The sequence below is a fragment of the Thioclava sp. genome, from assembly GCF_048263065.1.
Classification (GTDB): Bacteria; Pseudomonadota; Alphaproteobacteria; order Rhodobacterales; family Rhodobacteraceae; genus Thioclava.
In genome coordinates, this window is sequence record NZ_JBLXEM010000006.1 from 218284 (window position 1) to 239643 (window position 21360).

Genomic DNA, 21360 nt, shown 5'->3' on the forward strand with positions numbered 1-21360 from the left:
GCCATCCCGCGCGTGCCAGCCCACCCTGAACCCGCTTAAACCGGAGGAATTCCATGCGTATCACGCTCGTCGCCGCGCTGCTTTTGGGCGCGACACCCGCCCTTGCCGACACGATTGAGGCCCCCGCCACGATCCGCGCCGTGACGCTGTTTCCGCGCGGAGCCCAAGTGGTGCGCGATGTCACGCTGAAACTGCCCGAGGGATCGCACGAAGTGCTGGTGCCGGGATTGCCCGAAGGCACCGAAATCTCGACCTTGCGGGTGATGGGCGAAGGCGTGCAAATCGGTGCGGTCAGCCTGATCGACGGGCGCACACCGGAGCTGGCCAACACCGACAGCGCGCAAATCAAAGCCGCACGCGCGCGCCTAGATCAAACCCGCGAAGCGCTTGCGAACGCGCAAGATCAGGTCGCCACGATCCGCGCCAAAGCTCAGGCCGCGCAAGATCAGATCGACTTTCTCAAAAGTGCTGGCACGCAGGTCAGTGATCCCGCGCAACTACAAGCTATGGCGCAGATGGTGGGTGATCAAATTCTTGCCGCATCCGAGCGCGCGATTGCCGCGCAGGCCGATGCGCGCCGCGCCGAAGCCGCGCTTAAACCGCTACAAACGGCGGTGAAACAGGCGCAGGCAGCGCTAGATGCCTTGCAAAACCCGGCGAAAAACCACGATGTGTTGCGCGCGATGGTTCAGGGATCTGGCACCCTCACGATCACCTCTTACGCGGGCAATGCGGGCTGGCAACCGAGCTATGATCTGCGCCTTGATGCAGCATCCAACACGCTGGATATGGAGCGGTTTGTGTCGGTTCATCAAGCCACTGGCGAGGATTGGAGCAACGTCGATCTAACACTCTCCACCGCGCGCCCGGGCGGGCAATCTGCGCCCGCACCGGTTTATCCCCGTCTTGCGCGGATTGGGCCGCCAATGGTCGTACAGCCGCTTAGCAAAGATCTCGCACGCGCGGATTCGGGGATGGCAGCGCCGGAACCGATGATGGCCGAAGCCGCGATGACGGATACTGCCGCGCTGCAAATGCAGGGTGAAACCGTGACCTATCATTACCCGATAGCCGTTGATCTGCGCGATGGCGTTGATGATCTGCGCCTGAAACTGGATGCCAAAACGCTTCCCGTCAGCGTGCTGGCCGAGGCTGTGCCGCTAAGCGATCCGCAGGCCTACCGCGTGGCCGAAGGAACCAACGACACCGGTGAGATTTTGCTGCCAGGCCCGGCCAATCTGTTTGCCGACGGCGCAATGGTTGGGCAAACGCACCTGCCGATGATTGCGGCCGGGGATAAGCTGCGCCTTGGCTTTGGTGCCATTGAGGGGATTCGCCTGACCCGCACCATGCCCGACACCACCGAGGGCGATCGCGGCATCATTTCCAAGTCCAACGAGCGACGCGAAGTGGTGCAGATCGACGTCAAGAACCTGACCAATCGCGACTGGCCGATGCGCGTGATCGACCGCGTGCCCTATTCCGAACAGGACGATCTGAAAATCTCATACAAGTTCAGCTTGCAGCCCAGCGCGACCAACTACGACGACAAACGTGGCGTACTGGCTTGGACATTTGATTTGCCCGCCGGACAAGAGAAACAGATCCGCACCGAGACCACGCTGAGCTGGCCGACAGATCAAATCCTGCGCTAATTGCGCTCAGGCAGCGGGGCGCAGAGGTGGCAGCACAAAACGGCGCGAGATCGAAAGGTTTTGCGCCGCTTCGGTGAGGGTGCCAGCCTCCCCTTTCGCCTCGAACATAGGCCTTCCCGGAAATGGCGCACGATAGCGTAGCACCAGCTCCCCAAGGTTGGGACCGATCTCCTCCAGCGCGATCATGAACCGATCCGAGGGCCATTCATGGACACCTAAACGCCCATCCGACCCGCCCGCCCGCAGCACCAAACCTGCACGGCGCAATCGCATCTGCAGATCAATCCACCCCTCGGCAAGATCCAGCGCCTCTTGCAGCGCAGCCATCTCGGGCAGCGGGACGGGGTGAAAATCATCCTCAGGCTCAGCCGCGGGAGTCAAACCGATGCGCAAGGCACGGCGGATCACCTCTGCGGGAGAGGTGTCAAACGCATGCGCCTCCTGTTCGATCAAAGCGATCAAATCAAGGGAGAGGCGCATGGAAACGAGTCGGGTTTGTGTCATGCCCCCAGTGTGGCCCGCGCTTACTTAACACCGGGTGAACGCGCGTCAGATTTGGGGCAATCAGATCGTTTCAAACCGATCTGTTGCCGAGTCATACTGCTCAAGCAAGCCTTCGCTGATGTCATGGCGCAGCCCATGGAGGGTCATGCGATCATCATTCAGCGCCTCGCGCACAAAAGGAAACGTCATCAGGTTTTCAAGACTGATTTTAACCGCCTCACGCTCCAATTCCGTCAATGGATCTGCAGGGTTGCGTTCCGTCACGCGCTCATATCCCGGGCGCAACAGGTCTAGCCAAGCCCCGGTGAACGAGGTCTTCTCCTCAAGTTCGGGGGCCTGACCCGAACACATCGCATGACAGCCCTCCACGCCGCCGCAACTAGAATGGCCCAGCACAATCATATGGGCAACGCGCAGATTTTTGACGGCATATTCCACGGCCGCCGAAGTACCATGGTGATCGCCATCGGGCGTAAACTGCGGCACCAAGTTGGCGATGTTGCGGTGAATGAAAAACTCGCCCTGATCCGCGCCGAACATCGAGGTCACATGCACACGCGAGTCACAACACGCGATGATCATCGAACGCGGGCGCTGCCCCTCTTCGGCCAGCCGACGATACCAGGCGCGGTTTTCGGTATATGACGTGGCGTGCCAGCCCCGATAGCGGCCCACCAGGTAGCTTGGCAGCGGTTTGGCATGCTCTCTCATCGAATCCTCGCGTGGTTTACCCTGTCACCTTGGGTCAAATAACCTGCCTAGCGAAAGAATTCGAGCAATTTTCGATATCGCATAACCCTTTCTTGAGACCTTCTTGTCAAACTGCCCGCACTGGTGGGGACCAGTAGATCAATTGGCTCAAAGGGGTTTTGGGGTGGCACAAGTATCGCGGTTCACATGTGACGAGGCAAGCGCACTCGATCCAGCACGCATCGTCGTGCTTTATGCGCAGCTTGGCGACGTAGCGGCAGAGCAGGTGATTTCAACTGCGATGGAGGACATCGCACAATATCTTGTTGCAGTCGAGAAGGCCGCGAAAGCGCATCAATGCGCCAAGATGATTGCGGATCCGGACGCGACGATCACGCTGGCGGAACAGATCGGGCTTAGCTCGTTGGTGCTGGCCGCGCAGAATTTGCAAGTCTGCATTGAGGCGCATGATCACATTGCGCAAGCGGCGGTTCTGGCGCGGCTGATGCGACTTGCGGATCGCTCGCTCACAGAGGTGTGGGATTTAGGCGATCTGCGGCTTTGATCCCTTGCGGGTGCGGCTGGCGGCGCTAGTCTGCGCAGGTCAGCCAGCCCCAAGGAGCCGCAATGTCCGCCGATTTTTCCTTTCTCGCCGAACGTCCCGAACTACGCTTTGCTGATAGCATTAAGGACGCGCGCCCGCTGATCTTGGTCAGGCCCGACGCGCTTGAGGTCCAATTGGCATCGCTGCCCCAAGCGCAGGCCGATTTTGTACGCGCACAGGGGTTTGGCGCTGCGGCGGGCGCCGTGGTGCTCCTGCCCGGCGCAACGGGTGTAGCGGGCGCGTTGCTGGGTTTGGGCGATGCACAGGCTTGCGAGAGAGTGCGCTTTGCACTTTCGCTTGCAGCCACGGCATTGCCTGAAGGGGCGTGGCAATTGCAAGGCGACCTCCGGCAGGACGCCTTATACGAGGCAGCTTTGGGCTGGCTTCTCGCGGGTTACCGCTTTGCCCGCTACGCCCCCGATGCCCCCCCAAAGGCCCGACTAGTCTGCCCCGAAGGGCTGGACCGCGCGCGTCTTGAGGCAATGGCGGCGGGCGAGGCGTTCACCCGCGATCTGATCAACACGCCCGCCTCTGATATGGGCCCGGATGAGCTAGAGGCTGCGATCCGCCTGCTTGCCGATCACCACGGCGCGCAGGTCTCGACCATATCAGGCGATGACCTGCTGACGCAAAACTTCCCGATGATCCACGCGGTCGGGCGCGCCTCGCCGCGCACGCCGCGTCTGATTGATTTGCGCTGGGGCGAGAGCGGCCCGACACTGACGCTGGTTGGCAAGGGTGTGTGTTTTGACACCGGCGGGCTGAATCTCAAACCCGGCGCGTCGATGGGGTTGATGAAAAAGGATATGGGCGGCGCGGCCACGGTGCTAGGGCTGACCCATATGATCATGCAATTGGGGTTGAAACTGCGCCTGCGCGTGCTGATCCCGGCGGTGGAAAACGCGGTATCCGGCGATAGTTTCCGGCCCGGCGACATCCTCATCTCGCGCAAGGGGCTTAGCGTTGAGGTCAATAATACCGATGCCGAAGGGCGTTTGGTGCTGGCAGATGCCCTCGCCTTGGCAGATGAAGAATGCCCCGATCTGCTGATCTGCATGGCAACGTTGACAGGCGCTGCGCGGGTGGCCCTTGGCCCCGATTTGCCCCCCTTCTACACTGATGACGATGCCCTCGCTGCGGCCCTCTCCAAAGCCGCGCAAGCCGCTGCCGACCCGCTTTGGCGCATGCCATTCTGGGCGCCCTACGAATCCAAAATCGAACCGGGCATCGCCGATCTCGACAATGCACCCTCGGGCGGGATGGCGGGCTCGATCACGGCGGCCTTATTCCTGCGCCGCTTCGTCACCCAAACCCCGCGGTTCGCACATTTCGACATCTATGGCTGGCAACCAGCCCCCGCGCCCGCGCGTTCAAGGGGCGGCGTTGGCCAAGGCGCACGCGCAATCCTCACAGCCCTGCCCGAGGTCTTGCTATGAGCGATCGCCGCCGCCTGCCGTTCTCGGGAACCGTCGCCTTGGTAACCCTGCGCGACCACATCAAAGCCGAGCACTACACGCAAGGCACACCCGCCAGCATCTGCACCCCGACCGCAGATCTTTGCCCAAACCCCGGCGTCCAACGCGACAGACAAGTGCTGTTTGGCGCGGCGGTCACAGTAATCGAGGCGAACGAAACGCATGCCTTCGTGCAGGCCGCCTGGGACGACTATTGCGGATGGATCACAAACGCCGCCCTTGGTCCAAGAACCGCGCCCAGCCACATCGTGACCGCGCCCGCCACTCATCTTTACCGCGAAGCCTCGATTAAGCGCGGCGAAGTGATGGCGCTTTCCCTCGGCGCAAGGCTGACCGTAAAGGGCGAAACCCCCGAATTCTTGATTGCCGCACAAGGCTTTGTCCCCCGCCAACACGCGACACCACTGGACGCCCCTCTCACCGACCCCGTCACCGTGGCCGAGGCGCTGCTGGGCACGCCCTACCTGTGGGGCGGCAACTCGCGCAACGGGATTGACTGCTCGGGGCTCGTACAAGTTGGCTATGCACTTTGCGGTCAATCCGTGCCCGGCGATAGCGATATGCAATGGCGTGAACTGGGCGAACCGCTGCCCGAAGGCGCGCCCCTACAGCGCGGCGATCTGATCTTCTGGAAAGGCCATGTCGCGATGGTCTGTGACCCCGAAACGCTGATTCACGCCAATGGCCACACCATGAGCGTTGCCTATGAACCCATCCGTGCCTGCCTTGCGCGGATCGCCAGCGCGGGCGACAGCCCCTATCTGGGCTGCAAACGTCCCGCCTTTTCATCTAGCCAATAAATACTCCCGCCGGAGGCTCCGAGAGACACCACACGCGCGCTCATCGATTAATCGACGGCCCGGATCAGCTTTCGATCTAACTCGCGCAGCACCACGCGCAGATCTCCGCCGCGTTTCAAGACCTGTCCCTGCGGCCCGATGACGGCATACAACCCTTGGCGATTGCGTAACGCAGGGCGTTTCTCGATACGATAAAGCGGCGTCTCGGCGGCGCGCCGAAAGATCGAAAACACGGCTACTTCGCGCAGAAAACTCATTGCGTAATCGCGCCATTCCCCGGCCGCGACCGCACGCCCGTACAGCGACAGGATCACGTTCAACTCGCCACGATCAAACGCGACCTGCGGCTCGGCAGGGCGTGGCGGAAAAGGGGTGGGCGGTTGCACCGTCATATCCCGATGGTATCGCGGCGCGCGCACAAATCAAGACCGGTCAAAACAGTCGCGGCGTTTGATCCCACGACGCCCGATACACGCCGTGAAAAGGCCTTGGATTTGCCCAAAATAGCACCCGTTCCCGCCCCTTTTACGCGCAATAAAGGGTTTAGCGGAAAACGCTGACAGTTTCGGCGGTGCGGTTAACAGCCCCCACTCAGTTCGCACCGTCGAAACGCTCTGCTCCGCAACCAAAGCCCCGACCAATTTGGTCGGGGCTTTCGTTTTCGTGATCGTTGCGTGATTGCGCTTTTGCCCTATAAACGGCAGGTTGCGCTAAATCACCGGAGCACCGAAATGAGCCGATCCGTCCTGACTGCCTCGCTCAGCCTGTCGCTGGCACTCATCCTGACTGCCTCGATGACGCCAGCCAAAGATGTGGCGAAAGACCCGACCGTGCGTGCGCGCATGGAACTGATGGATCGCCTCAAGGACAACCTGACAATCGTAGGCGATATGGCCACCAAGAAAGCGCCGTTTGACGCGACCGCCGCTGCCGCCGCAACCGCTGCCTTGCGCGAAGATGCCGCAAAAGTCACCGATGCCTTCGCAGACCCTGCCACAGATCCGGCATCCAAAGCCCTGCCCCGCCTTTGGGATTATGAGGGCGAGTTCTGGCAAAAGACGCGCCGCTTACAAAAAGCCGCCGATGAGATGGACCCGTTCAGCGCAGGCGGTCTGGCCGATGGGCTCAACGCTTTGGGCGCATCGTGCAAGGATTGCCACGGTCGCTTTAAGGCAGACTAATCCCCTGCAGCCATAGGTGCAGGGGGTCGATCGGGCTTATCCGCAATCGATATTGTAAACATTGCCGCGCGAATCGAGGCGGAACACCACGCGCTGCGGGTTGTAGACCTGATCTTCAACGCCGCGCCATTCTACGATTCGCATTGGCTTGGTGATGCCAAGCGTCTGGATCTGCGCCGCAGGTTGGCCGAGCACCGAAACATAATTGACCGCGCCGCAGGTGTCGGGCTCACGCTCTTGCAGTCCACCTGCCGTCACAGTGGTCTGCGGCGTCAGATAGGGCGCCGGCACAGCCGCGCCTTGGTCTGGGGTTTGCTCAACCGGGCCTGCGGGGTCACACGCCGCAAGCGCCAGCACCGACAACAACACAACAGGCAAAGCGGAAAATCTGGTCAACATATCACACCCTTTATTGCATTCACCCACGCATTCGCGCAGGTTCTTGGCCTGTTTATACCTTGAGGAGACGCCCATGAGAACCCGTGCCGCAGTCGCATTGGAAGCTGGAAAGCCACTTGAAATCATGGAGGTGGAACTCGACCCGCCGAAAGCGGGCGAAGTTCTGATCGAAATCAAGGCCACCGGCATCTGCCACACCGATGAATTCACCCGCTCGGGTGCCGATCCCGAAGGGCTGTTTCCCTGCATCCTTGGCCATGAAGGCGCAGGCGTAGTGCTGGAAGTGGGCGAGGGCGTCACCACGCTCAAACCCGGCGATCACGTCATCCCACTTTACACGCCCGAATGCCGTGAATGCCCGTCCTGCCTGTCGGGCAAAACCAACCTGTGCACCGCGATCCGGGGCACGCAGGGCCAAGGCCTAATGCCCGATGGCACGACGCGCTTTCACATGCTCGATGGCACGCCGCTGTTTCACTACATGGGCTGCTCGACATTCGCCAATCACACCGTGATGCCCGAAATCGCGCTGGCCAAAGTGCGTGAGGACGCACCGTTCGACAAGATCTGCTACATTGGCTGTGGCGTCACGACCGGCATCGGCGCGGTGATCAACACGGCGGGCGTTGAGATCGGTTCAACCGCAGCAGTGTTCGGCCTTGGCGGGATCGGCTTGAACGTGATCCAAGGCCTGCGTATGGCCGGGGCCGATATGATCATCGGCGTCGATCTGAACGACGACAAAGAGGAAATGGCGCGCAAATTCGGCCTCACCCATTTCGTGAACCCGTCAAAGATCAAAGGCACCGTTGTCGAGGAAATCGTCAACCTGACCAAAAAGGGCGCCGATCAAATCGGCGGCGTGGATTACAGCTTTGACGCGACTGGCAACACCAAGGTCATGCGCGACGCGCTGGAATGCAGCCATCGCGGCTGGGGCGTGTCGGTGATCATCGGCGTGGCGGCGGCGGGCGCTGAAATCTCGACGCGACCGTTCCAACTGGTCACCGGACGCGTCTGGAAGGGCACGGCCTTTGGCGGCGCCAAGGGGCGCACCGATGTGCCGAAGTTCGTCGAGTGGTATATGGATGGCAAGATCGAGATCGACCCGATGATCACCCACACCATGCCGCTGGAAAAAATCAACGACGCCTTCGATCTGATGCATGAGGGCAAGTCGATCCGCTCGGTCGTAATCTACTAATAACCGGTCGGGCGGCGTAGCTTTAGACCGCGCGCCGCCCGCGACCCTCAAACATCCAAGCGCCAAGCGTCAGTAGCGCCGCCAGCAGCAGCCACGCCCAAGCGGGCAGAACGGGCTGCACGCGAATGTCGGTCGTGGTGCGCGCGCCGCGGGGCGTAATGCCGATCCAGCCGCGCCCCGACGTCACACGCCCCGCCGCAACCTCGCGAATGCGCGGTATACCCTCTTCCAGCCGCGTCACCGCCCCGTCCGACTCTGCAATCGCGTTGGCCAATGGGCTTCCGCTGGCGATGGTTTGTTCAAACTCGCGCGGACTGGCAGGCCCCATCGCAACAACGCGCTCCAGTTTACCATCCTTGAGCGTATAAAGCCCCGCCCCCGGCGCGGTCCAACGCGCAGTGAACCGCCCCGGCGCGGTCTGGCTCAGCGGCACCTCTTGCACCGTGCCATCGGGCAGCGTCACGCTTGCGGGGGGTACATCGTCTTTCATCGAGCGGCGCACGATCGTCATCGATAGCGCGCCGGGATCGATCTCGGCATATAGCGCCTCTTCCTCCAACTCGGGTTCTTTCATCTCCCAATGCGCAATCCGGCGCAGCAATTCCAACTGCGGCCCGCCACCATCATATCCGCGATCCCACAGCCATGCCTGATCCGAGGCCAGCAGCGCCACGCGCCCCTTGCCCTCTCGCGAGAGCACCAGCAATGGCTTGTCCTCGGCCCCTGACATCACGACCTCACCCTTCGGATCGCTTAGCTCAATCTGGCGCAGCCAATGGCCCCAATGCGGTGTTTTGTCATCGTCGCTGGCCTTATCCGCAGGGGGCGGCGCGCCCTCTAGCCCCGCCGTCACCGGGTGGCGCAAACCTAACTCGGTCGGACGGGGCAGGAAGCTTTCAGACAGCACCCGCCCCGTCGGACGCGCGGGCATGATCGACCCCAAACTGGTTTGATAAAGACTTTCAACGGTCGCATATTCCGGCCCGGCCGCGACCAAAATCGCGCCGCCGCGTTCGACATAGTCGCGAATATTGTCGAAATACGCCGAGGGCAGGATGCCGCGCGCGCCATAGCGGTCAAAGATGATCAAGTCGAACTCGTCGATCTTATCAATGAACAGTTCTTGCGTCGGGAAAGCGATCAGCGACAGCTCCGACACCGGCACCCCGTCCTGCTTTTCGGGCGGGCGCAGGATGGTGAAATGCACCAGATCCACCCCCGCATCCGATTTCAGCAGGTTGCGCCAAGTGCGCTCGCCCGCATGAGGCTGACCCGACACCAACAACACCCGCAAGCGGTCGCGCACACCGTTGATCTGCACGGTGGCCGTGTTGTTGCGCGTGGTCAACTCGCCCTCAATCGGGGTAAGCGTGAACTGCACCACATTCTGCCCGCCATGATCCAGCGTCAGCGGCAATTCCAGATCACGCCCGACATTCACTTCGTAGGTTTTCGGGTTCTTGCCATCAATCGAGATCGTCAGCTTGGCCTTGGTCCCGATATCAGCTGGCACCTTGCCCTGATCCTCTACCTTGAGGCGGATTGAGCTTTCCTCGCCGATAATGCCAAAGGCGGGCGCGGTTTCGATCAACAAACGGCGATCCCAATCATCGCCTCGTCCGGTCAATAGCAGTTGCAGCGGCGCGGGCAGATCGGGCGCAAGGGCGGCGTCATGGGCCTGCCCATCGCTGACCACCACCGCCCCGGCAATCCGTGCGCGCGGCTCGGACGCAAGCGCCTCGGACAGCGCCGCGCCCAGTTCGGTTCCGGAATTTTCGGCGCCATTCTTGACCGTAATCCGGCGTGTTTCGACATTGGGCATCGCGTCAAGTTGGGCCTGCACATTCGCCACGGCAGTATCGGTCTGTTCCGCGCGATCCGATAGCGTCTGCGAGGCAGAACGGTCATCCACCAGCAGCACGATATCAGACAGCGGCGCGGTTTGTTCGCGTTGCAGCGAGGGCTGAGCAATCGCCGCCAACAGCACCATCGCCGCCAGCGCGCGCAACGCCCAGCCACGCAAGCCGCGCCATAGCGCCAACGCCAGCAGCACCAAAGCCACCCCACCCGCAACCCAGATCGCGGGCCACGGCAGCAGCGGCGCAAAGATCACCGACATCCCGCTCATTGCCCCAGCCTTTCCAGTAACGCCGGCACATGCACCTGATCGGACTTATAATTGCCTGTCAGCACATGCATAATCAGATTGACGCCAAACCGATTGGCAATCTCGCGCTGACGCTCTCCGGTGCGGCCCCGGCCAACTGGAAACGTTGGACGCCCGCGCGCGTCAATCGCCCACGCCTCGGTCCAATTGTTGCCGCCGATCACCACCGGCGTCACCCCGTCATTGAGGTTGCGAAACGGCATGCCATCGGCGCGTTCGGCATCGGCGGGTGGGGCCTCGACCCAGATCGTGCCATCGTAGCGACCGGGGAAGTCTTGCAGCAAATAGAACGTCCGCGTCAGAACATGATCGGGCGGGATCGGCGCGAGCGGGGGAATATCAAGCGGAGCGGCCAGCGCTTGCAAACGACGCCCGGTCGGCGTGGCCTCACCAAAGCCCGCAACATCGGCGTCGCGCGTATCAAACAAGATCATCCCACCGCCGCGTAAATAGCGGTTTAACTTAGCGTATTCCAGCGGCGTCGGGGCGGTTTGGCCCTCGGTGATCGGCCAGTAAATAAAGGTGAAAACCGCCAGATCATCGTTTTCCAGATCCACCATCATCGGGGCAGAGGGTTCAACCGTCGTGCGTTGGCGCAGCACCGCGGAAAGGCCCCGCAACCCGGCAAGCGAGATCTTATCAACCTCTGGATCACCCGAGGGCATCGCGGCCAGCACCACGTTCGACGCCGCCTCAATCGCGCGTGCTTCGCTCATTTCAGCGCGGGCTTGCGGGGGCGTGAACCCCGCCAATACCAGCGCTGCAACCAGCGCCGCCATCTTGATCGCGCGCGGCCCCCACAGCTTGCCCGACAGCGCAAGTGCGGCCAAAATATCAAGCATCAGCGCCCCAAGTGCCAGCGCCAAAAGCCAGCCCTTCAGCGGCGTTTCTTGCGTCACCGTCGCGCCCTCAACCACTACAGTCGCAGGCCATCTCGCAGGCGTTAGCGTCGCATCGCGGCCCAGCGCATTCAACGCAACCGCGCGATCATCGGCGGCATAAATCCCCGGCTGCAGTTTCGGCCCTGCCACGGCCTTAGCTAAGTCTTCGCCGGGCACGCCTGCCGCCTCGCCCGCATCGCGCAACCGCCCGAACCCATCAAGCAGCTTTTGCGGCACCCAAGTTTGGCCCGCCAGATCCGCCACCTCAGGCGCATTGGGGCGCGCCGACACCGCCAGCCGCTCTAGCATCTGGGGAAACAGCACCGATAGCGGCAGGCTGGACCATTCCGCATTGGCGCTGACGTGAAACAGCACCAACGCCCCCTGCCCCAGCTTGGCGCGCGTCACCAACGGCGTGCCATCGACGAGCGAGGCAATCGTGTGCTCTGCCAGATCTGGCGCTGGTTCGGCCATGATCTGCGCCTTTACGGTCACATCGTCGGGCACAGAAAGCCCTGCAAACGGAGAGCCCTCGGGGAAAGGGGCCAGACCGCGCGGTGCCCCCCAGCTCATTGCGCCGCCAATCGAGCGCCCACCCGCGCGCAGCCGCACCGGAAGCAGAGTGTCAGCGTCCAGATCGGCATTGGCCATGCGCGGCCCGGCGAACCGGATCAGCAAACCGCCCTTCTCCACCCAGTCGTGCAGTTTCGCCTGTTCAGGAAGATCGGCCATATCGGCAAGGATAATTACGTCGGGATCTGCACCAAGGACATCCTCAAGCGTGCCGTCGATCAGATCCGCCGTGGGGGCCAGCGCCTCGTGCAGGTAATGCGTAGGCGACAAGAGTTGCAGCCCCTCGCGGGTACGCGCCCCCGACAGGATCGCGACTTTGCGCCGCTTGATCGCATCATCGGTCAGGCTGACTGCCCCGGCAGAACGCAGCCCGCTGATCTCAAGCCGGGTGATCCGGTTGCGCAGTTCGGGGGGCAGATCAAAGCGCAGATCGGTGCTCGTTTTGCCTGCGAAATCCAGCGGCAACCGGGCCAGTTCGCGCTCAATCCCCGCCGGATCGCGGCCAATCGCGGCCACCTCGCGCGGGCTCGGTGGCGGGGCCGAGGCCAGCGCGGGCACCACCAGCGCGCCGTCTTCAACACGCGCTGCGCCAAGTGCGAGCACTGGTAATTGCGATTGCCAAACGGTCACGGTCCCGCGCGCTTGCAGCGCTGTCAAAACAACGGCGCGATCGGGGCGCACCAGCCCGTCTGAGAGCCAGAGCGTGTCGAATTTGCCCTGCGGCAGCATCGTAGCGGCGTCAAATTTCTGCGCCATCCAAGGTTGCGGCTGCACCCCGGGCAAAGACAGCGCCACGCTTTGCGCATCGCTGAATTCGGGCATGACAAAGGGCGGCTCAGACAGTGAGATCAGCGCCACGCGCCGTCCCGCCTGCTCGGCCGCATTCAACGCGCGTTCCATCCGGTCCGTGCGCGCGCGCCAATTGCCAGCCGAGGCCCAACTGGCATCCGCGACAATCAGCAACGGCCCCGTGCCCGGCTCCGCGCGCTGCGGATTGAGCACTGGCCCGGCAAAGCCAATGATCGCCGCCGCCAGCGCCAGTAGCCGCAAAGCCAGCAGCCACCAAGGCGTGCGCGCGGCCTCTACCTCTTCATCCTTTAGACCCAGCAGCAGCGCGACACCCGGAAAGCGCCGCCGGATCGGCGCAGGCGGCACTGCACGCAGCAAAAGCCACAACAGTGGCAGCGCAGCCAACCCCAGCAAAAGCCAAGGTGCGGTGAAGCCGATGGGACCAAGCATCATCATCCGCGCCCCCGTCCCAGCGCCGAATACAGCCACAGCAACGCGCTTTGGGCGGGATCGCCCGTGTGATGGGTGGAAAACTGCCAGCCCGCGCTTTGGGCCAAACGCGTCAACGCATCGCGCCGCGCCGCCAGCCGATCCAGATAGCGCGCGCGCAAATCACCCGCCTTGCGAGTCTCATGCACCAACGCGCCCGACATCGACTGAAAAATCGTGCGCCCGTCATAGGGAAACGCCTCTTCGTCGGGGTCGAGCACCTGCAACATCACGCCGGTCGCGTTGCGATCCGCAAGCTGGCCCAAGGCGCGTTCGATCGGCTCCAGATCGCCCAAAAAATCCGACAGGAATGCCGCGCGCGATTGCGTCACGACGCCCGCAACCTGAGGCGATCCGTAATCAACCTGCGCGTTTGGTGCCGACAAAAGAGCCGCCAGCGCCATCAGCTGCGCGCGCCCCGGACGCGGCGGGGCGGCCACCCCGGTCAGGCCCACGCGTTCTCCGCCCCGGATCATCAAGACCGACAGCGCCAAAGCCAGCACACGCGCGCGCTCCGATTTCGTGACCCGTGCGGCACGCCCGCTCTCCGCCCCAGTAAAGCTCATCGAGGCCGCATCATCCACCCAGAGATGCACCGATTGCGCCAGTTGCCATTCGCGTTCGCGCACATATTGCGCATCCGAACGCCCCGAGCGACGCCAATCGACGAACCGCGCCTCATCGCCGGAATGGGCGGGGCGATATTGCCAGAACTCTTCGCCCGTGCCTGCGCGCCTGCGCCCGTGCACGCCCATTTGGACGGTCGCGGCCAACTGCTCGGCGGCCACCAGCAAGGGCGGCAACGCCGACGCCGCCGTTTCGGCCTCGCGGCGCAAAGCCAACGCCTGCACAGTTTTATCGGGGGATGCGTTCAAGCCGCAGCCCCTCTGGACCCGACTGTCGTTCCTTCGGCCCCCGTCACTTCGACCAACACGCGCCCGATCAGTGCATCCAGCGTTTCGCCCCGCGCCCGCGCCGCAAAGCTTAGCGCCATCCGGTGGATCAGAACGGGGCGCGCCATCGCCTGCACATCCTCAATCGTAGGGGCAAGCCTCCCGTTGATGAGCGCACGCGCACGCACCGTCAGCATCAAGGCCTGCGCAGCGCGCGGTCCCGGCCCCCAAGCCAGCGCATCGCGCACCTGCTCGGATGCCTCGGGTTCATTGGGACGACAGGCGCGCACCAGATCAAGGATCGCGTCGACCACCTTCTCGCCCACCGGCATCTGACGCACGATCCCCTGCGCCTCAATCAGCTCAACTGGGGTGAAAACGGCATGGGCCGAGTCCGCCAGCGTGCCGGTCGTGGCCAGCAAAATGTTGCGCTCGGTCGCGCGGTCGGGATAGTCGACATCGACCTGCACCAAAAAGCGGTCCAGCTGCGCCTCGGGCAGCGGATAGGTGCCCTCTTGTTCAATCGGGTTCTGCGTGGCGAGCACATGGAAGGGCGGGCCAAGCGGGCGGTGTTGGCCGGCAATCGTCACCTCACGCTCTTGCATCGCCTGCAACAGCGCGGATTGTGTACGCGGCGAGGCGCGGTTGATCTCATCGGCCATCAGAAGCTGGCAAAACACCGGCCCTTCGAGAAAGCGAAACGCTCGACTGCCATCGGGCGCCGTTTCCAGCACTTCCGAGCCCAAAATATCGGCAGGCATCAGGTCGGGCGTGAACTGGATGCGATTCGATCCAAGCCCCATCACGGTGGACAGCGTCTCGACCAACAGCGTCTTACCCAGCCCCGGCAACCCGACCAACAGCGCGTGCCCGCCCGACAGCATTGCGGCTAGGACCAACTCAACCACCCGATCCTGCCCGATGAATCGCCGGTCAATCGAGGCGCGTGCATCCGCAAGCTTCTTTCCCAGACGTTCAATATCATTCATCAGTTGTTCGGGCTCGGCCATGACATTCTCCCCATAGGTCCGTATGCTGCCCAGCAAAGCAGATATCCAAGCCCCAAGAAACGGCAAAACACCCATGACGGATCACAAAGAGACAGATTCCGCCCATTCGCCCTCTGCAGAGGGCCTTGCCAAGGCGGCGCGAAGTGCCTCAAAAAAGGGCCCGCCGCCGGTGCACTTGTGGAATCCGCCCTTTTGCGGCGATCTCGACATGGAAATTCGCGCCGATGGGACGTGGTTTTATCTGGGCACACCGATTGGGCGCGCGCCGCTGGTGCGCCTGTTCGCCTCGATCCTCAAGTTGGAGGACGGGAAGTATTTTCTGGTCACCCCGGTCGAAAAAGTCGGCATCCGCGTGCAGGACGCACCCTTTATCGCCATGGATTTCGAGGCTGACGGAAGCGGTGACGACCAAACCCTGCGCTTTGAAACTAATGTCGGCGACAGTGTTTTAGCCGACGGCGATCATAAAATCCGCGTGCAGCATAGCGAGGACGGCACGCCGCGCCCCTATCTGCATGTGCGCCGCGGCCTTGAGGCTTTGATCGACCGCAAAAGCTTTTATCGCCTTGTCGATCTGGCAGTGACGCGACCGCATGAGGGGCAGGATTGGTTGGGCGTGATCTCGTCTGGCGTGTTTTTCCCGATCCTTCCTGCCGCCGAGGTCTGAATGCCCAAATTCGCCGCCAACCTGACCTTTCTGTTCACCGAACTGCCCTTCATGGAGCGCTTCGCCGCAGCCAAAGAGGCAGGCTTCGATGCGGTTGAAGTGCTATTTCCTTACGAATTTTCCGCGCAAGAAATGCGCCATGAACTGGTGCGCCACGATCTGACCTTTGTGTTGATGAACGTGCCGCCTCCCAATTGGACCGGAGGTGATCGCGGGTTTGCCGCCGTGCCGGGTTGCGAGGATCGGTTTCGCCACGATTTCGACCGCACGATGCGATTTGCCAATGTGCTGGGGCCGCGCCATATCCACATTATGGCGGGCAAGGCGAAAGGTGCCGTCGCGCGCCAAACCTATATCGAAAACCTGAAATGGGCCGCAGCGCGCTCCCCCAAACGCTCGCTGACGATTGAGCCGATCAACCCGATCGATATGCCGGGATACTTTCTGAATGATTTCGACTTGGCGTCCGAGATTCTAGACGAAGTGGACGCTCCCAACCTGCATCTTCAATTTGACGCCTATCACGCCCATATCCTGACCGAAGACGTCGCTGCGACATGGGAAAAACACCGCGACCGCGTCGCGCATGTTCAGTTCGCCGATGCACCAGGGCGCGGGGCTCCAGGCAGCGGTCAGATCGACCTGAACGCGTTTTTCGCCACGCTGGGCGCAGATGGATATACGGGATTTGCTGCGGCGGAATACAAACCCGCAACCGATACCCGCGACACTTTGGGCTGGCTTACGGCCCAAGGCACAGACTGAGCGGGCCGCGCCCTTTTCATCTGGCCGTAAATACTCCCGCCGGAGGCATACCAGGTTTCAACGCAGCGCCCAGAGGCGTTAATGCGCCTCGGACCAACTCGCGCCCTGCCCCGCATCGACGACCAACGGCAGTGACAGTTTCACGACCGGCTCGGCGGCCCCTTCCATCGTCGCGCGCGCCACCGTGATCAGATCATCAACCGCGCTTTCCTCGACCTCAAAGATCAGTTCGTCGTGGACTTGCAACAGCATCTTCGCTGGCAAATCCCCCACCGCGGCGGGCATGCGGATCATCGCGCGGCGAATAATGTCAGCCGCCGCCCCTTGGATCGGCGCGTTGATCGCGGCGCGTTTGGCAAAGCCCGCAGCCGGCCCCTTAGCGCTGATCTCGGGGGTATGGATTTTACGGCCAAACAGGGTTTGCACGAATTTATGCTCTTTGGCGAAGGCGATCGTGTCATCCATATATTGGCGAATACCGGGGAAACGTTCGAAATAGCGGTCGATAAAGCCCTGCGCTTCTGCGCGCGGAATGCGCAGATTGCGCGCCAGACCAAAGCCGGAAATCCCATAGATCACGCCGAAATTGATTGCCTTCGCCTTACGGCGGATATCAGAGGTCATCTGATCGAGCGGCACATCAAACATCTCCGACGCCGTCATCGCGTGAATATCCAATCCCTCTTTGAAGGCCTGTTTCATCTCGGGCAGATCAGCGACATGGGCGAGGATGCGCAACTCGATCTGGCTGTAATCGAGCGAAACAATCTTCATCCCCGGCCCGGCAACAAACGCCTCACGGATGCGGCGACCTTCCTCAGAGCGCACGGGGATATTCTGCAAGTTCGGATCGGTCGAAGCCAGACGCCCGGTGTTCGCGCCCGCGATAGAATAAGACGTATGCACGCGGCCCGTATCCGGGTTCACATGGGTCTGCAGCGCATCCGTATAGGTCGATTTCAGCTTGGAAATCTGGCGCCAATCCAGCACCCGAGCGGCCAGTTTCGCCGCCTGCGGGTTCACATCCTCTAGCGTGGTGACGTCTTCCAGCACATCAGCCCCGGTGCCATACGCACCCGTCTTGCCCGTCTTGCCGCCCTCAACGCCCATCTGATCGAACAGGATTTCACCCAACTGCTTGGGCGAGCCAACGTTAAACGGAGTGCCCGCGATCTGCGCGATCTCATCCTCAAGCCCGGCCAGCTTTTGCGCGAATGCGTTGGACATGCGCGACAGAACCTGCGCGTCCACTTTGACCCCGGCCATCTCCATATCGGCCAGCACTGGGACCATCGGGCGTTCCAGCGTTTCATAGACGGTGGTGACCTGCTCGCGGTGCAGGCGCGGCTTGAACTGCTGCCATAGCCGCAAGGTAATATCGGCATCCTCGGCAGCGTAGCGCGTGGCGGTGTCGATGGCGACCTTGTCAAAGGTGATCTGGGATTTGCCCGAGCCGATCAGCTCTTTGATCGGGATCGGTTGGTGGTTGAGATAACGATCCGAAAGCGCATCCATGCCGTGATTGTGCAGCCCCGAGAACATCGCGTAACTCATCAGCATCGTATCGTCGATCGGGGCCACTCGAATGCCGTGCCGCGCAAAAATCTTGAAGTCATACTTCATGTTCTGCCCGATCTTGAGGATCGAGGCATCCTCCAGCACCGGCTTGAGCAGCGCCAGCGCCGCGTCCAAATCCATCTGCCCCTCGGCGCGCTCGGACCCGCCAAACAAATCGCCTTCGCCAGTTGTGTGCCCCAGCGGAATATAGGACGCTTGCCCCGCTTCAACGCACAAAGACACGCCAACCAGATCGGCCTGCATTTCATCGAGCGAGGTGGTCTCGGTATCGACCGCGACCCAACCGCGCGCGCGCGCCTGATCAAGCCATTGCTTTAGCGTTTCTGCATCGCGGATACAGACGTAGTTTTCCGGCGTAATCGGCGGCGCGTCTTGCGCAGGTGTTGCCGCATCCGTCGGGGCGGTGATCTCAATCGCGGGCGGCGGCTCGGTGTTGAATTTCTCCGCCACACGGCGCGTGAGGGTGCGAAACTCCATCTGGTTGAGGAAATCGAGCAGCGTTTCGACCTGCGGCTCGCGAATCTCCAGATCATCCAGCGTGAAGGTGATCGGCGTTTGTGGATCCAACGTCACCAACTGTTTCGACAGCCGGATTTGGTCAGCATTATCAACCAGCGCCTCGCGGCGTTTAGGCTGCTTGATTTCCCCTGCGCGTTCCAGCAGCGTTTCGAGATCACCGTATTCGTTGATCAGCAAAGCTGCCGTTTTAACCCCAATTCCCGGCGCGCCGGGAATGTTATCAACCGAATCGCCCGCAAGCGCCTGCACGTCGATCACGCGATCCGGGCCGACGCCAAACTTGGCCTCGACCTCTTCGACACCGATGGCTCGGTTTTTCATCGCATCGAACATTTCAACGCCGCCGCCGACCAGTTGCATCAAATCCTTATCCGAGGAAATGATCGTCACGCGCCCGCCCGCCTCGCGTGCCTGACGCGCTAGCGTGGCGATGATGTCATCGGCCTCATAGCCCTCAAGTTCTTCGCACGCGATGTTAAAGGCGCGCGTGGCCTCGCGGGTCAGCGGCATCTGCGGGCGCAAATCCTGGGGCATCTCGTCGCGATTGGCCTTGTATTTATCATACATATCATTGCGAAAGGTGTGGCTGCCCTTGTCGAAAATCACCGCCGCATGGGTCGGCGCATCTCCGCCCTTGGCGTCCTCGATATATTTCCACAGCATGTTGCAAAATCCGGCCACAGCGCCAATCGGCAAGCCATCGGATTTGCGCGTCAACGGTGGTAGCGCGTGATAGGCGCGAAAGATAAAGGACGATCCGTCGATCAGATGTAGGTGACAACCTTTGCCGAATGCCATGGAAACAGCCCTCCTTCGCGCGCTTTGGGTCGGTTGTGCCACAGTGCGCCACGCAGTGCCAGCACTCGCCCGACTTCGCGCGAGCCCTTGCGCAAAACGCCGTGATAGCCCATCTGTCTGCAAAGACTGCGCAAAAGGATCACGCGATGGATTATTCCAAATCAGGAGGTGCGAACATGGCGAAACATGCCCCCGCTCATAGCGAACACAACGCCAAGGGATCGAAGAAAAACCCCTATGGCAAAGCTGCCCCCAAGGCCGAATTGCTGGCGCGCATGAAGGCCGCCGCACAAAAGAAAAAGGACGGCTAAGCGCCGCCCTTCTTTGACAAACGCGACCCGCGCCTAGTGATCTTCATGTGCATGTTCGCGGTCGATCACATATTTTTTGTCGCAATAGCCGCATTCGACAAACCCGGTATCGCGCGGGATCGACAACCAGACGCGCGGATGACCAAGCGCGCCCTCGCCGCCATCGCAGGCAACCTTCCAATGCGTGACGATTTCGGTCTCGGGTGCCTCGGGGGCAGGATGCGAAGAAGTGGCAGTCATGGCGGCTCCGTCTATATAAGGGCGCAAAGGGACGCGCCCATCGCTTGGGTGCCATTCTAGCAATCGCGAAAGGCGGGGCAAGTTGGAACAGCAGGCAATCGAAGTCAAAGGTTTGCGCAAGACCTATGCTGGCGGCAAAAGGCAGGAAGCGAAAGAGGCGATCAAGGGGTTGGATCTGACAATCCCAGCCGGCTCGATCTTTGGGCTTCTGGGGCCGAATGGCGCCGGGAAATCAACGCTAATCAACATCTTGGCAGGTTTGGTCAAGAAAACCGACGGGCAAGTAGTGATCTGGGGGTTCGATCAGGATGTGAACCCGCGCCAGTCGCGTGCAGCCATTGGTGTGATGCCGCAAGAAATCAACATGGACCCGTTTTTCACGCCCCGCGCGGCGCTGGAAACCCAAGCGGGCCTGTATGGTGTGCCGAAATCAGAACGCTGGACCGATGAGATTCTGGAACTTGTGGGTCTAAGCGACAAAGCCGAGGCCTACGCCCGCAATCTGTCAGGCGGAATGAAACGGCGGTTGCTGCTGGCCAAAGCGCTGGTGCATCGCCCGCAAATCCTTGTGCTCGACGAACCCACAGCAGGCGTCGATATCGAGCTGCGCGCGATGCTGTGGCGCAATGTGCGCAAGCTGAACGAACAAGGGATGACGATCATCCTGACCACGCATTATCTCGAAGAGGCCGAGGAAATGTGTGACGAAATCGCGATCATCAACCACGGCGAACTGATCGTGCGCGATACCACCGCCAACCTGCTGGGCCGTATGGATCGCAAAGCGCTGGTCGTCGAACCACGCGCCCCCGCGCCCGCAGATATCACCCTGCCCGACGGGGTCAGCATGGAGGCCCGCCCCGGTGGGCGCCTCGCCTTTACCTATGCCCGCAACGAGACCGCTGCCGAAGATATCCTCGACGCAATCCGTGCCGCAGGTATAGAAATACGCGATGTTGCGACGGAACAACCGGGGCTCGAAGAGGTCTTCGTCTCGCTCACATCGAACCAATAGGCGGGCGCCGCCCCCGCGCTTGCGGCCTCCCCCGGGATATTTCCAACACTTGGAAGCCGGAATCCGCGTATCCTTCCTCTTGATCTAAATATCCCGGGGGTGAATGGCGAAAGCCAGAGGGGGCAGCGCCCCCCCCCAGCCCTTCCGATAGTT

The 21360-nt window shown here is 61.7% G+C and carries 20 protein-coding genes; 10 read left to right on the plus strand and 10 right to left on the minus strand.

Features of this window, described 5'->3' with window-relative positions; translation table 11 throughout:
* The first annotated feature begins 53 nt into the window (after positions 1 to 53).
* Positions 54 to 1655, plus strand: coding sequence for a mucoidy inhibitor MuiA family protein (locus ACN0SD_RS11065; protein WP_417808300.1), 1602 nt, complete (start codon positions 54 to 56; stop codon positions 1653 to 1655).
* A 6-nt stretch (positions 1656 to 1661) separates the two neighbouring features.
* On the opposite strand, the gene ACN0SD_RS11070 is transcribed toward ACN0SD_RS11065, so the two are convergent.
* Together ACN0SD_RS11070 and ACN0SD_RS11075 are read right to left on the minus strand one after the other, a co-directional pair.
* Entirely contained in the window at positions 1662 to 2159 is a 498-nt protein-coding gene (locus ACN0SD_RS11070) for a hypothetical protein (protein WP_417808301.1), read from the minus strand.
* Positions 2160 to 2219: 60 nt separating this feature from the next.
* On the minus strand, positions 2220 to 2870 hold the full coding sequence (locus tag ACN0SD_RS11075; protein WP_417808302.1) for a carbonic anhydrase: 651 nt from the start codon (positions 2868 to 2870) through the stop codon (positions 2220 to 2222).
* A gap of 163 nt (positions 2871 to 3033) precedes the next feature.
* Here ACN0SD_RS11075 and ACN0SD_RS11080 point away from each other — a divergent pair, with 163 nt between their 5' ends.
* From ACN0SD_RS11080 to ACN0SD_RS11090, 3 genes are all read left to right on the plus strand, one after another.
* Positions 3034 to 3414, plus strand: coding sequence for a hypothetical protein (locus ACN0SD_RS11080; protein ID WP_417808303.1), 381 nt, complete (start codon positions 3034 to 3036; stop codon positions 3412 to 3414).
* A 62-nt stretch (positions 3415 to 3476) separates the two neighbouring features.
* Positions 3477 to 4889 carry a leucyl aminopeptidase family protein gene (locus ACN0SD_RS11085; protein WP_417808304.1) on the plus strand — a complete coding sequence of 471 codons (1413 nt, stop codon included), beginning with the start codon at positions 3477 to 3479 and terminating at the stop codon, positions 4887 to 4889.
* Complete coding sequence (locus ACN0SD_RS11090; RefSeq protein WP_417808305.1) at positions 4886 to 5728, plus strand: C40 family peptidase; 843 nt, start codon at positions 4886 to 4888, stop codon at positions 5726 to 5728. The genes ACN0SD_RS11085 and ACN0SD_RS11090 overlap by 4 nt, the downstream gene beginning before the upstream one ends.
* A gap of 47 nt (positions 5729 to 5775) precedes the next feature.
* Here the strand turns inward: ACN0SD_RS11090 and ACN0SD_RS11095 are convergent, their stop codons facing one another.
* On the minus strand, positions 5776 to 6120 hold the full coding sequence (locus ACN0SD_RS11095; protein WP_417808306.1) for a DUF2794 domain-containing protein: 345 nt from the start codon (positions 6118 to 6120) through the stop codon (positions 5776 to 5778).
* A gap of 339 nt (positions 6121 to 6459) precedes the next feature.
* On the opposite strand from ACN0SD_RS11095, the gene ACN0SD_RS11100 reads away from it, so the two are divergent.
* A complete protein-coding gene (locus ACN0SD_RS11100; RefSeq protein WP_417808307.1) occupies positions 6460 to 6909 on the plus strand; it encodes a cytochrome c in 450 nt (149 codons plus the stop codon).
* A 36-nt stretch (positions 6910 to 6945) separates the two neighbouring features.
* Here the strand turns inward: ACN0SD_RS11100 and ACN0SD_RS11105 are convergent, their stop codons facing one another.
* On the minus strand, positions 6946 to 7308 hold the full coding sequence (locus ACN0SD_RS11105; RefSeq protein WP_417808308.1) for an I78 family peptidase inhibitor: 363 nt from the start codon (positions 7306 to 7308) through the stop codon (positions 6946 to 6948).
* 73 nt (positions 7309 to 7381) lie between these two features.
* Here ACN0SD_RS11105 and ACN0SD_RS11110 point away from each other — a divergent pair, with 73 nt between their 5' ends.
* Positions 7382 to 8512 carry an S-(hydroxymethyl)glutathione dehydrogenase/class III alcohol dehydrogenase gene (locus ACN0SD_RS11110; RefSeq protein ID WP_417808309.1) on the plus strand — a complete coding sequence of 377 codons (1131 nt, stop codon included), beginning with the start codon at positions 7382 to 7384 and terminating at the stop codon, positions 8510 to 8512.
* 22 nt (positions 8513 to 8534) lie between these two features.
* On the opposite strand, the gene ACN0SD_RS11115 is transcribed toward ACN0SD_RS11110, so the two are convergent.
* The 4 genes from ACN0SD_RS11115 to ACN0SD_RS11130 are packed head-to-tail and all read right to left on the minus strand — an operon-like array spanning position 8535 to position 15314.
* Positions 8535 to 10640 (minus strand): hypothetical protein, encoded by a 2106-nt coding sequence (locus tag ACN0SD_RS11115; RefSeq protein ID WP_417808310.1) that lies wholly within the window; start codon positions 10638 to 10640, stop codon positions 8535 to 8537.
* On the minus strand, positions 10637 to 13378 hold the full coding sequence (locus ACN0SD_RS11120; RefSeq protein ID WP_417808311.1) for a DUF4159 domain-containing protein: 2742 nt from the start codon (positions 13376 to 13378) through the stop codon (positions 10637 to 10639). Before ACN0SD_RS11120 ends, ACN0SD_RS11115 begins: the two co-directional genes overlap by 4 nt.
* Positions 13375 to 14286 (minus strand): DUF58 domain-containing protein, encoded by a 912-nt coding sequence (locus ACN0SD_RS11125; protein WP_417808312.1) that lies wholly within the window; start codon positions 14284 to 14286, stop codon positions 13375 to 13377. The genes ACN0SD_RS11120 and ACN0SD_RS11125 overlap by 4 nt, the downstream gene beginning before the upstream one ends.
* Positions 14283 to 15314, minus strand: a complete 1032-nt coding sequence (locus ACN0SD_RS11130; protein WP_417808313.1) for an AAA family ATPase — start codon at positions 15312 to 15314, stop codon at positions 14283 to 14285. The genes ACN0SD_RS11125 and ACN0SD_RS11130 overlap by 4 nt, the downstream gene beginning before the upstream one ends.
* Positions 15315 to 15387: 73 nt before the next feature.
* On the opposite strand from ACN0SD_RS11130, the gene ACN0SD_RS11135 reads away from it, so the two are divergent.
* A complete protein-coding gene (locus ACN0SD_RS11135; RefSeq protein WP_417808314.1) occupies positions 15388 to 15981 on the plus strand; it encodes a DUF1285 domain-containing protein in 594 nt (197 codons plus the stop codon).
* The gene (locus ACN0SD_RS11140) at positions 15982 to 16746 is read left to right on the plus strand and encodes a hydroxypyruvate isomerase family protein (RefSeq protein WP_417808315.1); all 765 of its coding nucleotides are present in this window, start codon (positions 15982 to 15984) and stop codon (positions 16744 to 16746) included.
* A gap of 78 nt (positions 16747 to 16824) precedes the next feature.
* Here ACN0SD_RS11140 and polA read toward each other — a convergent pair whose 3' ends face one another.
* Positions 16825 to 19641, minus strand: a complete 2817-nt coding sequence (gene polA, locus ACN0SD_RS11145) for a DNA polymerase I (RefSeq protein WP_417808316.1) — start codon at positions 19639 to 19641, stop codon at positions 16825 to 16827.
* A 176-nt stretch (positions 19642 to 19817) separates the two neighbouring features.
* Here polA and ACN0SD_RS11150 point away from each other — a divergent pair, with 176 nt between their 5' ends.
* Positions 19818 to 19952, plus strand: a complete 135-nt coding sequence (locus ACN0SD_RS11150) for a hypothetical protein (RefSeq protein WP_417808359.1) — start codon at positions 19818 to 19820, stop codon at positions 19950 to 19952.
* A gap of 33 nt (positions 19953 to 19985) precedes the next feature.
* Here ACN0SD_RS11150 and ACN0SD_RS11155 read toward each other — a convergent pair whose 3' ends face one another.
* Positions 19986 to 20192 (minus strand): zinc-finger domain-containing protein, encoded by a 207-nt coding sequence (locus tag ACN0SD_RS11155; RefSeq protein ID WP_417808317.1) that lies wholly within the window; start codon positions 20190 to 20192, stop codon positions 19986 to 19988.
* An 82-nt stretch (positions 20193 to 20274) separates the two neighbouring features.
* Here ACN0SD_RS11155 and ACN0SD_RS11160 point away from each other — a divergent pair, with 82 nt between their 5' ends.
* Positions 20275 to 21207 carry an ABC transporter ATP-binding protein gene (locus ACN0SD_RS11160; RefSeq protein WP_417808318.1) on the plus strand — a complete coding sequence of 311 codons (933 nt, stop codon included), beginning with the start codon at positions 20275 to 20277 and terminating at the stop codon, positions 21205 to 21207.
* Positions 21208 to 21360 lie beyond the last annotated feature (153 nt).

Excerpts from the sequence above, each read along its gene's own strand:
- ACN0SD_RS11135 (WP_417808314.1), top strand. The coding sequence starts at position 15,388 with ATGACGGATCACAAAGAGACAGATTCCGCCCATTCGCCCTCTGCAGAG.
- ACN0SD_RS11130 (WP_417808313.1), bottom strand. The coding sequence starts at position 15,314 with ATGGCCGAGCCCGAACAACTGATGAATGATATTGAACGTCTGGGAAAG.
- ACN0SD_RS11155 (WP_417808317.1), bottom strand. The coding sequence starts at position 20,192 with ATGACTGCCACTTCTTCGCATCCTGCCCCCGAGGCACCCGAGACCGAA.
- ACN0SD_RS11120 (WP_417808311.1), bottom strand. The coding sequence starts at position 13,378 with ATGATGATGCTTGGTCCCATCGGCTTCACCGCACCTTGGCTTTTGCTG.
- ACN0SD_RS11065 (WP_417808300.1), top strand. The coding sequence starts at position 54 with ATGCGTATCACGCTCGTCGCCGCGCTGCTTTTGGGCGCGACACCCGCC.
- ACN0SD_RS11140 (WP_417808315.1), top strand. The coding sequence starts at position 15,982 with ATGCCCAAATTCGCCGCCAACCTGACCTTTCTGTTCACCGAACTGCCC.
- ACN0SD_RS11095 (WP_417808306.1), bottom strand. The coding sequence starts at position 6,120 with ATGACGGTGCAACCGCCCACCCCTTTTCCGCCACGCCCTGCCGAGCCG.
- ACN0SD_RS11075 (WP_417808302.1), bottom strand. The coding sequence starts at position 2,870 with ATGAGAGAGCATGCCAAACCGCTGCCAAGCTACCTGGTGGGCCGCTAT.
- ACN0SD_RS11085 (WP_417808304.1), top strand. The coding sequence starts at position 3,477 with ATGTCCGCCGATTTTTCCTTTCTCGCCGAACGTCCCGAACTACGCTTT.
- polA (WP_417808316.1), bottom strand. The coding sequence starts at position 19,641 with ATGGCATTCGGCAAAGGTTGTCACCTACATCTGATCGACGGATCGTCC.
- ACN0SD_RS11090 (WP_417808305.1), top strand. The coding sequence starts at position 4,886 with ATGAGCGATCGCCGCCGCCTGCCGTTCTCGGGAACCGTCGCCTTGGTA.
- ACN0SD_RS11115 (WP_417808310.1), bottom strand. The coding sequence starts at position 10,640 with ATGAGCGGGATGTCGGTGATCTTTGCGCCGCTGCTGCCGTGGCCCGCG.
- ACN0SD_RS11110 (WP_417808309.1), top strand. The coding sequence starts at position 7,382 with ATGAGAACCCGTGCCGCAGTCGCATTGGAAGCTGGAAAGCCACTTGAA.
- ACN0SD_RS11150 (WP_417808359.1), top strand. The coding sequence starts at position 19,818 with ATGGCGAAACATGCCCCCGCTCATAGCGAACACAACGCCAAGGGATCG.
- ACN0SD_RS11070 (WP_417808301.1), bottom strand. The coding sequence starts at position 2,159 with ATGACACAAACCCGACTCGTTTCCATGCGCCTCTCCCTTGATTTGATC.
- ACN0SD_RS11105 (WP_417808308.1), bottom strand. The coding sequence starts at position 7,308 with ATGTTGACCAGATTTTCCGCTTTGCCTGTTGTGTTGTTGTCGGTGCTG.
- ACN0SD_RS11100 (WP_417808307.1), top strand. The coding sequence starts at position 6,460 with ATGAGCCGATCCGTCCTGACTGCCTCGCTCAGCCTGTCGCTGGCACTC.